Raw genomic sequence first — 14,308 nt, 5'->3', positions numbered from 1 at the left:
GAGAATAATCTGGTGGAAACAATTTTATCTTTCTTAGAAAAGTTGTAGTTTTGTATTGGTCAGTGACTGCAGCAGCATCTGGTGTAAGCCGCGACACGTTAAAAATTTACTAGCATTTAAACAATATCTAATATTTAAATCAATTTAGTTGTTGCCCTTCCCTTAAAGAAGGGCTTTCTCTTTTTAAACCAACCCACATTAACAATCACTAAACTAAAGGAGGCATCCGTATGTACACTCCGGCTCTATCTGAGGAGCTAATCAGAAAACTTTATCAACTTAAACAGATTGAAAAAAGACCAATGACTGTTTTAATAAATGAAGCAGTTGAGATGTATTTAAATAACAAAGTAAATAACAATAATATTCAAGGAGGTAAGTAGTGGAAACAGAAATTAATTTTATGGATGAGTTATTAGCAGAAGTAGAAATTAAAGAGGAGTTACAGTCTGAAGCATATTTTGATTTATTAATTAAAAAGATTTCAGGACTTGAATCTCAAATCAGCAGGAATTTCAAAATAGCAGAGGAGGAAGTTAAAATAATAAATGATTTCTATCTTAAGAAGAATAGTAAGATCAAGGAAGCCGTAGACGGAATCGCGCGTATTTTGGAAGAATATATTCGTGAAAAAAATCGTCTTGATCCCAATGTGAAAACAATATCATTCCCAAATGGTATTCTAAAACTTCACAAGAAGCCAGACCGAATAGAAATATCAGATCTTGATTTATTCTTAAAGTCCGCAACAAATGATATGCTTACCGTTGTACCGGAATCTATAAAACCCAATCTCACAAAGATTAAAGCATTGATGAAATACAGCGGAAGATCAATTCCAGGGATATCTAAAATAGCAGGAACAGAGGAATTTAAACTAACATTAAACAATAACAAGGAGGAAGAAGATGACAAAACGAATGAAGCTTGAGCTGGAAATAAACAAGCCGGTAACGATTGAACTTCTTTATGATGAACCGGTAACAGGAAGAAGTGAATTCGGAAATTATAATATGTACGCTGTTTCAGTAAACGGAAATGAATACAGTTATTTCGCGCCGGATGAGGTGCATAAAGAACTAAGTTATTTAAGAAAGGGAGCAAAGGCAACAATAACAAAAGTTGCTCAACAGAAAGGTTCTAAACTTGTAACTAAATGTATTGTAGATATATTTAACAGAGTTCCAAAATCAAATATTGTTTCAATTGGAGAAGCAATTAAAGATATTCTCCCGACAGAAGTTGAAGATGAGCCTGATGAATTCTTCCATATTATGAAACGTTCATATTCAGATGCTCTAAAGATAAATTCTGATTTAAACGGAATGGCTGACCCAGCTAAGATCGCAATAACCCTCTTTATCGCAAGAAGTAAAACCATCTAAAAAACATCAGTTTAGCACCTCAAAGTAAAAAAAAATATTAACCTCTAGTTTTTAAAATCATAAAATAGTGAGATAACTATATGAAAAATAATAATATAACTATTAGTAGTTTAGATAAAACTTTATCTACTAATAGATATTTGCATGTGTTACAGAATGTTACTATCTGTCCGTGGTGTTTTAATCAGACAAGGGTAAAAAATAATCTTGAAGAAAACAAATGTGAAGTATGTAAACGAACAATAACAGAAGGAGATTTAGAAAATGAACTCATTTAGAGAATTCCAGCTTGATGTATGGAAAGAAGAAGATTATATCCCTGTTAATTTCTATGAACAGGAACGGTTGAAAGAAATTCTAATAAATGAACTATTGGAATTAGTAAACCGATTTGATGGGGATGTAACAGTAAAAGTAAATCTAACAGCAAAGGGCAATGCCTAAGGAGATCAGGAATTATGAACAGAAATGAATTATTCGGTAAAATAAATAATCAGATATTGGAGAAGCTCAAGGAGAATGTAATCCCATGGAAGAAAACTTGGAAAGAAGGTATTCCGGCGAACTTCATAAGTAAGAGAAATTATCACGGAATAAACTTCTTAAGTTTATCGATGAATGATTTTGATAGTCCGTATTATCTTACATTTAACCAGTGCAAAGAAAGAGGCGGATCTGTATTAACAGGATCCAAAAGCCAAATGATTGTATATTGGAAAGTATTGGAATATAAGAATGAGGAGAGGGATGAGGATTTGGAAAGATATCCAGTTATAAGATATTCTAATGTATTTAACTTAAGTCAGACCTCGCTGATCAAGGAGAATAATGAAGCCCCCAGAATAATTGAATGTGAGCAGGTAATAGAAAAGATGAAAGATAAACCGGTTATTAAGCACAATATCAGAAGGTGTTATTACAATCCAAAGAAGGATTATATTTCACTTCCCAAGATGCAAGACTTCAACTCTACTGAGGAATATTACGCAACTTTATTCCATGAGGTTATTCATTGGAGCGGGCATTCTCAAAGGTTGAGCAGGGAAAGTCTAACTGTGAATGATAAAGATAAATATTCCTTTGAAGAACTGATTGCAGAAATTGGAAGCGCATATCTTTCAGCTCTATGCGGAATATCTCCAAAGGTGATTGATAATTCTGCAAGTTACATTGATGGATGGATTAAGTTGAGTGAGAAGCAAGAAAATCTATTCCCCCGAGCCGCCGCAGAAGCGAATAAAGCCGTATCATATATTTTGGGTGATTTTACAAATTTCAATGCTGATATTATAAATTAACCCCATCATTATTAACTCATCTCCATAACCCATAGATTTGATCAAATCGATTTTACAACCTTCAATCTTGAAAAACCCAATACCCATCGCCATATTAACATATTGATATTAAAGATGTAATTGAAGTTAGTTCTAATAGTTCTTTGTTTTTGTGTTGTATTAAACTTGGTGCAGAATAAATATTGCACCGAGTTTTAAAGTTCATATGTGTGCTGCAATAAAGGTTATTTATTGAGTGTAAACTTTGAAATCCTTCTAAAAATGAAGTTTTTAATATTAATATTCAATAACCAACAACAATGCAAAATTAGTACTTTAGCCAATAGAAATAGGCACTACAAAACCATTAAATCGATTTGACGATATTTACGGTTGACCTAAACACCATGCATGTGCATTTTTAAAGTATAAATTGTTCTTATTAAAATTGAATTCTTGTTACTTAAAAAACAAATATAATTTCTACTGTACGTTAATATTTAAATACGATTGGAAACATCATCGGCTTTTGTAATTGGTTTTGATCCTCATTTTATTGACTTAAAAGAAGTTTACACTTAGTGTATAAAATCTGCATAATAACTTTGAAATTGACACTTACAAATCGATTTGACCATTTCTTAGGTTGATTGTAATAAAAAATATTCTGATTTGATGAATTATTAGGTAACCCCACACTTGATTTCGCGATTATCGGATATTTTTTTTACTACTGCAATTTAAGATTCTAAAAACAAAAAAAGGAGACGGTGAAAATGGAATTGCAATTACTTTCATTAAAAGAATGCGCAAACAGAATGGGAGTTTCTCGACAGTCAGCTTGGCTTTATGTAATGTTCAATCGCTTAGAGGCTAAGAAAGTCGGTAAAATGTATGTAGTAGAAGAAAACAAATTAAATGATTTTATTAATAATAAAGAAGCGAAGAAAAATATTACTTAGTAAATCAGCAAACCTAATTAATTAACAACAACTCCCAGCTTTGTGGTTGGGAGAATTTAACAATCAAAATATAGGGAACAAAAAAATGCAAAATCTATTAATTACAAATGCGTTTTTAACCTTAATGGTAACATTCGGGTTAAACGTAAAAAATCCAACAGCGTTGGAGTTATTACCAATGGCTGAAATTATTAACAAAATAACTTATGATCAAGAGTTAAAAACATTAGTAGGAAAACTAAGAGAAATTAATGATCACGGAGAACGAGCAGAATTTAAAGCAAAAAATCTACCATATTTTACTTTAAACAAATTTAGTAATAAGAGATCAAAAGAAAACTTTATTTCAACACAAGCAATGGTTTTTGATATCGACCATCTTGAAAATGTAGAAGAAATCAAATCATATTTATCAAAGTGGAAATATACCAGTGCAGTGTTCATATCTCCCTCTGGTAACGGTCTGAAGCTCATTGTAAAGCTAAATAGACCCATTACAGCTAATAATGAGTATGAGAGAATTTATTTGAACCTAGTTAATCTCATTGAGAAAGAATTCAATGTAAATTTGGATCGCTCAACAAAAGATTCAGCAAGAGCTTGTTTCTTAAGCTTTGATCCGGCTATGTACATCAATGAATTAGCTGAAGCAATAAATATTGATGAAGGAGAATTTCTTAATAATTATGTATTGGTAAACACCCCCCCGCCAATAAATAAAAGAGATGAAATAAAAGAAATTCTTTGCGGTGTCGAAGAAGGCAGACGCCATTCCTCAATGATTAAGCTAATCGGAGCTTATATAAAACAAGGCTTAACCAAACCACAAATACTTCAATCACTTCAATCATGGAATCTTTTAAACCAACCACCGCTTGATGAATCTGAGTTAAATACGGAATTTGAAAGAGCCTATAAAAATTTTTCAAAGAATCAAAAACCTAAATTCAAAAAGTTTTGGTCTTATCATGAAAAAAAAGGAATCGTTATAGAAGAAAATGAATTTATAGATTTTTTGGAAGAGCAGGGATTTTACAAAATGAAATATGGATTTGACACTTACGAATTTGTGAAAATAGACGAGCACATAATTCAAAAAGTGTCAATAACAGAAATTCAAGAATACGTTAAATACTTTATCATAAATAATGTAGATGAAAATGATAAAGATGAATTATTAAACAAAATAGTTACAAAGACAAAAGAAATATTTTATAAACAAAAATTTAACTTTTTAACAACAATAAATCCGGAGATTATAAAAGATGAACAAAACAAAGCTTACCTCTTTTTTCAAGATGCATATTTTGAAATATCGGCAGATAATATTAAACGTAACCAATATAGTTCGGCAGATCAAAAATATGTATGGTCAGGAAATATTATTCGGCGCAATTGCGGGCTTTATAGGCTCGATTATATGCACAATAATTCTACATTTAATATGTTAATTAAAAATATAACAAGAAATGAGGAGCAATGGTATAATGCTTTAATAAGTTCGATTGGTTATCTACTTCATTCATATAAAAATCCGGCAAAAGCAAAAGCAATTATATTTTGTGATGAATCGATCCCCATTGGCAATGATGCCAATGGTGGAAGCGGCAAATCCCTCGTTTGCAGTTCTTTAAACTATTTAAGAAAAACAACAATATTTGACGGTAAGAATTATAACACAGAGTCAAGGTTTACATTTCAAAAAATTGAAACAGATACTAAAGTTGTAATTCTTGATGACGTTAGAAAAAAATTTGATTTTGAAAGTTTACTTTCAGCAATAACTTCTGATTTAGTTGTTGAAAGGAAATTCAAGGACCCAATCACAATACCATTTGAAGATGCGCCGAAGTTTGTTATAACAACAAACTATACCATCAACGGAAATGGAAATTCGTTTGACAGAAGAAAACATGAAATAGAATTTTCAAATTATTATCGTAAAGGATTTTCTCCCGATATGGAATTTGGACATCGTTTGTTTGATGAATGGAATGATGAACAGTGGGAAGAATTCTATATTACAATGATTGGTTATATCCAATTCTACTTAAAAAACGGACTGCAAACTTATTCTGTCAAAAATTTACCGGTTAGAAAAATAATAAATACAACAGGTCAGGACTTTTATGATTTTATGCTGAACTATGTAAAACTCGATGAAGAATATAATAAAGCAGAACTCGTTGAATCTTTCCGTTTGAAGTATCCTGATTGCTCCAAATGGACATCGCGATGGTTTTCGAGCTGCATAACAGTTTTTACCAACAATATGGAATATGAACTCTCAGAACGCCAGAGTAATGGAAACCGCTACATAATTATTACTAACCCAAATCAGAAAGAAGCCGCTATTGAAAATACGGATGATTCTGAAATTGATATAACTCAGATATTCTAAAAGTTGTGCACTGCTGTGCACTCCATCTGCACTGTATTGTGCACTGTAAAATCTTTGATTATAGATTAAAAACAAAGTAAAGTGCACAAGTGCAGAAGAATTACCATTATATCGCGGAGAATGTTTTAAGAAAATATATATAATTAATAATAGGAAAACTTGTGCACTTACGCACTGATTAGGTGAATTATGAAAAATAATGAATTAGAATTAATAACAATATCAAAAGCCGCCGGGCTAATGCACATCGGCAAAGAGCGGTTATACGCATTAATTAACGAAGGCAAAATCGGTTTTATTCTTCTGGGAAAGAAACGATTTATTCCATACACAGAAATTGTGAGATACATAAACGAAAGCATTCAATACACAAGCACCCCAACATCAGTATTTGAATTCAGTAATCATTCAGATGTTGCCGCAATGGATGAATTTAATACGGTTGAAATATTTAATAAAATAAAAGGAGAAATATTAGATGGCAAGCATTTATAAAAAGGATAATAAAATTTACATTTCCTGGTATGATACTTTTGAAAGTAAACCTAAAAGTAAAGCTCTTGGTTTAAAATACAACTCTGAGAATTTAAAGATTGCCGAGAGATTAAAAAAAGCATTTGAATTAGAACTGCAAAATAAAATAAATAAATTAAACCAAATCGGAATTGTAAAAGATAAACTAAGCATTGCTATTGAACATTTCTATAGAAATAATTCCAACAAAGCACCGGGTACTATTGATGAATATGATTGGTTCTTTGAAAAGTTAAATAAGAAATTTAATAAAGATGAGTCGTGCCTTCAGCTTACAAAATTAAGCTGTGAGGCATGGCTGACATCGTTTCGAACTTCAAATTATCAACAGAATACTTTATTTAAAATTAGCAAAGTCCTGAAGAAATTTCTGAACTTCCTGTTTGAATATAATTATGTTCCAATGTTCAAGTTAAACAAAGATGTCACATTTAAAAGAGCGGTCAAACCTATTATTGTTTTCTCAAGTGAAGATCTCAAAAAGTTAATTGATGGATTGAAAACAAAGAACTCGAATTTCAGAACGACTTTTAACCTGCTCATTTATACAGGATTGAGACCGTCGGACATTTATGAATTGAAAGTTAGTGATATTAATTTCACAGATAATATTTTATCATATTATTCTCCAAAGACAAATGAACATTTTATGGTTCCGATGCATCCTAATCTGATTCCGATTCTAAAGGAAAGAATTAGCGAAGTTAAGGAAGGGAAAATTCTTGAATACGAATCAATCAACAATATAGGTAAGGCATATCGAAGATATTTGACTAAGCAAAAGCTTCAGAACAAAGGTTACACTTTGAGAACATTCAGAAAGACGTTTATTACATTGGCTCATGCAAGCGGTATGGATTTAGCAACAGTGTCAAAACTTGCCGGACATAAGCAAATAAACACAACACAGAAATATTATAACCAACTTAATCTTACCAAACAAGCATTGGAATTGAACAAATTAGAATTTCCTACAAAGTAAATCCATTCAATAAAAAATAATTTATTGGTACCATAAATTTATTTGTCGAAGTGTCATTTTGTCGAAGTGTCAAAGAATTAATACTTGTATTGGGTTTCAGAATAAGTAACAATAAATCGTAGTAGAAATCGTAGTAGTTTGAATCTGAAATAAAACAATATGGATGAAAAAGATTTGAAAAATAGCTTAAAATCTCAATATTTGAAACTTAAGGGAGCCTTTTAAGCAGAGGGTCGGTGGTTCGAGACCACCCGCGCTCACTCCCCTAAACCCTTATGAGATAATATCTTATGAGGGTTTTGTTTTTTAAAGAAATATTTAAGGAAGAACTTTTGGAAGTACATTCCGAAATAATCTTTCCAAATTCTCTCATAAAATTCCACATAAAAATAAGCTGTTTTAACACAATTTATCCAAACTTCCCAACTTTCTCACAAATCAAATCAATCAACTAATCAGTAAAAATGGGGAAACGAAGAAGTAGAAAAAGAAAATCTTGATCCGCCGGCGATCAGGAAGTATTAAAAACATTTCTATAAATCATACATCGACATTAGCATCTTAGTAGTTGAAAATATTCAGATAGGGGAGGTAAATGAAATCCATTGCGAGCTACCCGTATGTTTCTCACAAGGGTTCGAACCATAGGTGTAGAACACTGTGTGAGCAACCCAGTTTATATGAAATTTTACTTTGTACGTACTTATACGTATTTACAAAAAGATATTTTTCTCTTATATTGTATTTTTGATTTAAGTTAAAATTATAAAATAATTGTTAATGTAGGTTAATTGGCGAAGCTTTTTTTAAGTTCTATAAAATTAGCATAATTGTTGATAAATAAAATTAAGTAATTAAGTTTTGTATGTAGTATTAAAACACAAATACTTAATAATTGTAAGTTAATATTATGCAGAAAGTTATTTAAGTAAAATAATGATATTGAAGGAATGAAAAGCGGAAGAAAATTCCGCATATCAGATCAAAATATAAGTTTGTATTTTGTTGTAAAAGTATATTTTATAACAAGTTATAAAAATTTTAAGTAGATATTAGAAAATACAAAAGCAGAAGAAATTGCTTGTTTAACTCTTTTCAATATGAGTTGGGCTATTCTGCTTAATATATAGTTATATGGCTAAAACAAATATGTCAAATAATATTTCTGAAGACATAAAAATATTTCTTGAAAAGGGATCAACTCAAATATTCCTAAAAGCTGCTCAAAATTTTGTAAGTTTACTTGAAAATGAAGAAATATCATTTCAAGATTTTATGAATTATGCTCATTCTTCATTATTAGAATTATATATATCTGGTTACCATTTAGAAGATATTTCCTTAAAATATTCTGATGCTGATAAAGAAATAAATAATAACATTAATATAGAATCAAAAAATCGAAACCTAATTTCTAATCTTAAAAAGGAAATCTTGTATTGGGAAGTTTTTGATCCAACTGATTCAAGGGAAGAAGATAAAACTGTTCTTGCTTCATTAGAAGATGATTTCGGGGACATTTACAAAGATCTGAAAAGAGAGTTGGAAAAAATAAAACTTAATTCCGATGAAGCAATAGAAGATGCTTTGTGGCAATTAAATTTTGGTTTTAAATATCATTGGGGAAATCATTGTATAGATGCAATGAGAGCACTCCATTATTTATGGTATGAAGGAAAAAAGTAATTTTAAATAATATAATTTCAAAACGCCATATAACCAGTGCTTCAACCCGACAGCGCTTTCGCATTCGGCTTTTTTATAATTTTAATGTTGGTCGTTCCGTTTCGGCAAACTTGTTCCAGGTGTTCTTACTAAATTAATTAACTTGCAAACCGTACTTGCAAAGAAAGATAAGTACGGTTTGCTTAATCATTGACAGTTGTAGTTTCATTCGGCAGTCTTGTTATGGGCTGCGGGTTAAGCACAACGCCGTTATGCACAAAAAAAAGTTAGAAATAGCTAAATATTATTGAAACATAAAAAAAATAATATTTGTAAAAAGTTTAATGAGAAATTAAAATGAGGTTTAAAATGAAAATAAATTATTCAATATTTATAATAATTGTTTTATCAACTTCAATATTTTCTCAAAATCAAGATAAAAATAATATTGACACATTGAAGAATAAAAGTGAGCAATTGCAAGACAATCAATTATCAAAGCAAAAAGTCGATCAATTATTAAATAAACTACTATTAGATGCTCAAAATAATAATAAACAAAATGAAGACTTTAAAATAATACCTCTACCTCCATCAGATTCATCAAAGAGTAAATTTAGTTTGTTGCCAAATTCGAAACCAGAAGACTTTAGAGTAAAACTACTTAATGAAAATATAAAATAAATAAATAAATAATTAATTTGAATAAATCTAAAATTGTGCATAACCAACAAATCAACCCGACCGCTTCGCTCGTTTGGGTCGAATTTGTAAAAATAAAGTTTGAAAGTAAGTTTAAGTATTTTGTAAAAGTGTAGTGCAATTTAGAAAAGTGAGTCGCAGTTTTTGTTGATGAAAATTAAAAACTGCTTTGTAAAATTAACCAATCGTTATTAAATAAAATTGTTGTATTGGGCGGACGGGTTATTTGCCACGCCGTTATACCACTAAAAAAAAACAAAAGAATGTTTGATAATATTCAAAATTTAGTGAAAGAAAGATTATCGTTTTTAGTAATTGAACATAATTTTAGTAAACCAAATTTCTATAATATTGCTTATGAAAATTACATTGAATATAAGAAAGAAAATTATTCAATAAATGTTGGGATTGGAGTAAATTCATTTGTTGGAATGGATATAAAAACTTATGAAAAGTCAGATTCAAAAAAATCATCAAGTTATTTTGCAATTAGAGAATTAATTTCAAATGATGAATACAAAAAAAATCTTGTTCAGATTGAAGAAATGGAATTACCTCAAGAATGTTTACCAGAAAAGAATTTAATTCATAATTTTGATTTTCAAATACAAAAATTGCAACAATTTGATAGAGAATTAAGATTAAATATAAAAATATTGCTTGAGAACGTAGAATTGTTAAATGGTGATTTAACTAAATTTTCAACAACATATAAATTAAAAAAGAAAATAATAGAGAAAATAAAATCAATATTTTAAAAGTGGTATAACAAACAAATCAACCCGACCGCCGTACTGGTTTGGGTTTTGTATAAAAATATAAATTGAAAATTGTTTTGTAATTTTTGCTAAAAGTGAACAATGTTCAAAAAGTTAAGTCGCAGTTTTTGCTAAAGGCAAAATAAAAACTGCTTTGTAAAATTAACCAATCGTTATTTTATAAAATTGTGTTTTAGGCAGCGGGTTATTTGTGCCGCCGTTATACGTATTATGAAAAAAGAAGAATTCACAATTCCAATAGAATTTGAAGGTTTATTAAAAACACTTTTTGGTCAAGCGAATTATCACGGAGCAACTGGACATTATAATATTACAAGATTAAAAAAAATATACTCATCAATTATTTCTTCTTTAAAAAGATCTATAAAAATAAATTTGGTCAACATTGACAATATTCATATAACTAAATTAGTTGAATTATGTGATAAAGCTATTTATACGATTAAGCAATCTGATAATATTGATCGAGTTAATGTTTCTGTAATTCTTTTTTTTACTGAATTATCATTTTTACTAATTGGTGATTTGCCAGAAAATTGGAATTGTCAAAAAACAATTAATGATAAATGTTGGAAATTAAATAAACATAGAAGTATATTTTATTTAAGTGATGAAATGCAAAAATCATTTACAATTTTAGATAATTTCAAAAATTTTTCAAATGAATTAAAACCTTTTTCTGAAAATGAAATGTGGGACAAATTAAATTATGAATTTGGAAATAATTATTCAAAATTTGTAAAGTGGTTTAAAATTGAATTTCCATTAGTATATATTAAAATATTGTAAAATACGTATAACAAACAAATGCCAATGACCACTAAGTAATCATTGGCGATAAATTAAAACCAAGTTGTTTGGCTTGTTTTTGTAAAAATTTAATTTTTTGTTCTTTGACTTTTTGTTGATAATCTTTAATGCCTTTTTCAACATACTCAATACCTTTAGTCATAATATTGTAGTAAAGAACAGCAATTTTTCTAGCAGTAGCTTTAATAGCAATAAGGGGTCCTTTTCTAGCTTTTATTCTATAATAAAAAGCGCCAAGAGCAATATGTTTACTATTAGTTAAAGCATAGGCAGCGTTTCTAAAAATTTGACCAGCTTTAGTGTGACCTTTTTTATTTCTGGTTTTATTTTTTTTACCCGAGGAGTGTTTACCAGGAGCAAGACAAAGCCAAGAAGTAAAATGTTTTTCAGTAGGCCATCTGGATAAGTCAGTTCCGGTTTCAGCAATAATCTCCAAAAGAGTTTTGTCAGTAAGACCGGTAATTTGGGAAGGATCATTACCACCGGTTAATTTCATTAGCATTAAGTGAAGGTCTTGAATTTGTGGAGCATTGTGTCTAACTCGTTTAGGGAGATTAAGTTTTTCTGGTACATGTTTGTCTTTAGTAATTAGCTCTAAAAGATTTTCAATTTTTTTATCACATAAGAATACTTTATCTAAATAAAACTGATAACCATCAAAAGCTTGTTCTAAGGCAAAAATGTAATCATTACGGTAATTACCTTTAAGGGAATTAATTACTAAATCATTTTTCTTTTTAATAATACTATTTTCACAAAGAGATGCTAATTTTATTGGATCTTTTTGACCGGAGATAATAGCTTTAATAATACGTAAACCGCTGGTGCCATTGATTTGACTAATAACATTGTGAAGTTTAATATTCATTGAATCAAAAGCTTTTTGTATATGTTGAATATGTTGAGTAGCTAAAGAGAGATGATCTTGACGTAAACGAGTATAGGTTCTAAGTTGACGAGTAATATCATCTGGGATAAAACAACGTCGAAGGAGACCATAGCTGTGAAGTTCTTGGAGCCATTGACAGTCTTGAACATCACTTTTTCTACCGGGGACATTTCGCATTGCTCTTCCATTAACAAGATGTACGTCAATGCCGGCTTGTTCAATCATATCATAGAGAGCGTACCAATAGACACCGGTGGCTTCCATAGCAACGGTAGTAATATTATTTTCAATAAGATACTCAATAGCTTTAATATAACTTTCAGTAAAAGTTGGGAAAGATAAAACCGGTTTGTTTTCAATGCCGATAAATATTTCAGTAGAACCAATATCAATACCGGCAGCAGTGTGATTGATTTTTCTGATATTTTTTTGTTTCATATGAACTCCAGTTAATTATTTAATTCCGTGTTCGAAGATGTAAAAAAGTAGGCTGCCAAGCGGGTTTTCCAGAAAAGAAGTATAACACCAATTATTGAATTACAAATCTTCGACAACAAGACTCAACCACGAGCATGAAAGCATCAATTAGCTGGACTATCATTTTTACACGGATTATCAACACAAAGGTCATTTGATTTTTGAATAAAGACAAGGTCTTTATGGCGAACTCAACCCGACCGCTCCGCTAATTTGGGCTTGGTTTGTAAACAGAAAATTTTGTTTCAATTTTAGTTATTTGTTTAAGTGAAGTGTAATTTAGAAAAGTAAGTCGCAGTTTTTTATAAAACCAAATTAAAAACTGCTCTTTAAAATAAATCATTCGATATTTAATAAAATTGTTGTTTAGGGCGGACGGGTTATTTGCCACGCCGTTAGGCATTTCCAATTGACTTTTAGAATAAGTTAAGTTTAGATACATTTTTATTATCAAATAATTTGGAGCTAAAAATGTTAAAATTTAATCATGTAATAATTGTTTTATTATTTTTGAATTCCGCTCTTCTATCACAAGAAAAATTATTTCAGATTGAATTAGGATTAAGTCAGTCTTGGTTTAATTATGAGTTAAATGTTAATAATGATTTTGATGCTGAGTTTAAACCGCAATTAACTTTTGGGATTAATTATCAAGTTTATTCATTATATGGTTTTTCTCTTACAGCTGGTTTAAGATATCATGATTTATTTAGATATTTGGATATGTCACCTTTTGGATTCGCAGAAGGAGAATTTTTTACTGTTGATAATTATATTTTATCTATTCCTTTTCAAGTTAAGTATAATGTTGATATTATTAATACAAATGCATTATTGAATATTCAGCCATCTTATATTTTTAAAAGTAAAATTAAATTTCCTAGTATTTCAGAAGAAATGACATCAGAAGAACGAGAGATTACAAATGAAATGAACCAAATTCAGTTTGCCATCGGATTAGGTTTAGAATATGTCGTATTAATATCCCAAGAAAAATTTGGGATTAAATCTGTCTATAATTTTGGATTAACTTCAATACCAAAAAATGGAGAGTTTACAAGAGATGGTGGCACTTATGAATGGATTGATTATAATACTTCTGAGCTAAATTTATTGCTAACATATTATTTGTAATTAAATTTTAAATAAATGCCTAACCACCAAATCAACCCGACTGCGTGCGCAGTCTGGCATTTATTGTAAAAATTAAATTTGAAAGTTCGTTTAAAATTGTTGTTTAATATTGAAAGTAAAATTAAATAACCAAAAAACAGTTTTTGTAAAAACAATTTAAAAACTGTTTTTATAAATTTTAGCGGAAACAAATTAACTTAAGTTTGCAGTTATTGGCAGCGGGTTATTTGCCACGCCGTTATATTGCAATTTAAATAAACATGAAATTATTTTATTACATAGCAATTATTGCTAATATATTTTCAATTATT

15 protein-coding genes are annotated in these 14,308 nt (G+C 29.6%); 14 read left to right on the top strand and 1 reads right to left on the bottom strand.

Annotated features, from left to right (window positions below; all coding sequences use genetic code 11):
- Window positions 1-230: 230 nt before the first annotated feature.
- The 13 genes from IPM32_02400 (at window position 231) to IPM32_02340 (ending at window position 11,476) form a co-directional block, all read left to right on the top strand.
- The gene (locus IPM32_02400; protein ID MBK8944098.1) at window positions 231-383 is read left to right on the top strand and encodes a hypothetical protein; all 153 of its coding nucleotides are present in this window, start codon (window positions 231-233) and stop codon (window positions 381-383) included.
- Window positions 383-931 (top strand): host-nuclease inhibitor Gam family protein, encoded by a 549-nt coding sequence (locus IPM32_02395; protein MBK8944097.1) that lies wholly within the window; start codon window positions 383-385, stop codon window positions 929-931. Before IPM32_02400 ends, IPM32_02395 begins: the two co-directional genes overlap by 1 nt.
- Window positions 921-1,385: a hypothetical protein gene (locus IPM32_02390; protein ID MBK8944096.1), complete on the top strand. Its 465-nt coding sequence runs from the start codon at window positions 921-923 to the stop codon at window positions 1,383-1,385. The genes IPM32_02395 and IPM32_02390 overlap by 11 nt, the downstream gene beginning before the upstream one ends.
- A 264-nt stretch (window positions 1,386-1,649) precedes the next feature.
- Window positions 1,650-1,829, top strand: a complete 180-nt coding sequence (locus IPM32_02385) for a hypothetical protein (GenBank protein ID MBK8944095.1) — start codon at window positions 1,650-1,652, stop codon at window positions 1,827-1,829.
- Window positions 1,830-1,843: 14 nt separating this feature from the next.
- Complete coding sequence (locus IPM32_02380) at window positions 1,844-2,683, top strand: DUF1738 domain-containing protein (GenBank protein ID MBK8944094.1); 840 nt, start codon at window positions 1,844-1,846, stop codon at window positions 2,681-2,683.
- Between the two features lie 755 nt (window positions 2,684-3,438).
- Window positions 3,439-3,624: a hypothetical protein gene (locus tag IPM32_02375; GenBank protein MBK8944093.1), complete on the top strand. Its 186-nt coding sequence runs from the start codon at window positions 3,439-3,441 to the stop codon at window positions 3,622-3,624.
- A gap of 85 nt (window positions 3,625-3,709) precedes the next feature.
- Window positions 3,710-6,025: a primase C-terminal domain-containing protein gene (locus tag IPM32_02370; GenBank protein ID MBK8944092.1), complete on the top strand. Its 2,316-nt coding sequence runs from the start codon at window positions 3,710-3,712 to the stop codon at window positions 6,023-6,025.
- 189 nt (window positions 6,026-6,214) lie between these two features.
- Entirely contained in the window at window positions 6,215-6,520 is a 306-nt protein-coding gene (locus IPM32_02365; GenBank protein ID MBK8944091.1) for a helix-turn-helix domain-containing protein, read from the top strand.
- Window positions 6,504-7,541, top strand: a complete 1,038-nt coding sequence (locus IPM32_02360) for a site-specific integrase (protein MBK8944090.1) — start codon at window positions 6,504-6,506, stop codon at window positions 7,539-7,541. Before IPM32_02365 ends, IPM32_02360 begins: the two co-directional genes overlap by 17 nt.
- A 1,134-nt stretch (window positions 7,542-8,675) precedes the next feature.
- Entirely contained in the window at window positions 8,676-9,227 is a 552-nt protein-coding gene (locus IPM32_02355; GenBank protein ID MBK8944089.1) for a DUF5063 domain-containing protein, read from the top strand.
- A 348-nt stretch (window positions 9,228-9,575) separates the two neighbouring features.
- Window positions 9,576-9,890, top strand: a complete 315-nt coding sequence (locus tag IPM32_02350; protein ID MBK8944088.1) for a hypothetical protein — start codon at window positions 9,576-9,578, stop codon at window positions 9,888-9,890.
- 281 nt (window positions 9,891-10,171) lie between these two features.
- Window positions 10,172-10,666, top strand: coding sequence for a hypothetical protein (locus IPM32_02345; GenBank protein ID MBK8944087.1), 495 nt, complete (start codon window positions 10,172-10,174; stop codon window positions 10,664-10,666).
- A 231-nt stretch (window positions 10,667-10,897) separates the two neighbouring features.
- Window positions 10,898-11,476 (top strand): hypothetical protein, encoded by a 579-nt coding sequence (locus IPM32_02340; protein ID MBK8944086.1) that lies wholly within the window; start codon window positions 10,898-10,900, stop codon window positions 11,474-11,476.
- A 31-nt stretch (window positions 11,477-11,507) separates the two neighbouring features.
- On the opposite strand, the gene IPM32_02335 is transcribed toward IPM32_02340, so the two are convergent.
- Window positions 11,508-12,824: an IS110 family transposase gene (locus IPM32_02335; protein MBK8944085.1), complete on the bottom strand. Its 1,317-nt coding sequence runs from the start codon at window positions 12,822-12,824 to the stop codon at window positions 11,508-11,510.
- A 510-nt stretch (window positions 12,825-13,334) separates the two neighbouring features.
- Between IPM32_02335 and IPM32_02330 the strand changes: the two genes are divergently transcribed.
- The gene (locus IPM32_02330; GenBank protein ID MBK8944084.1) at window positions 13,335-13,997 is read left to right on the top strand and encodes a hypothetical protein; all 663 of its coding nucleotides are present in this window, start codon (window positions 13,335-13,337) and stop codon (window positions 13,995-13,997) included.
- The last annotated feature ends 311 nt before the right edge of the window (window positions 13,998-14,308 follow it).

This window comes from Ignavibacteriota bacterium, assembly GCA_016716225.1.
Taxonomy (GTDB): Bacteria; Bacteroidota; Ignavibacteria; order Ignavibacteriales; family Melioribacteraceae.
Note: the sequence above shows the minus strand (reverse complement) of the source record. Positions and strands in the feature narration are given on the sequence as shown.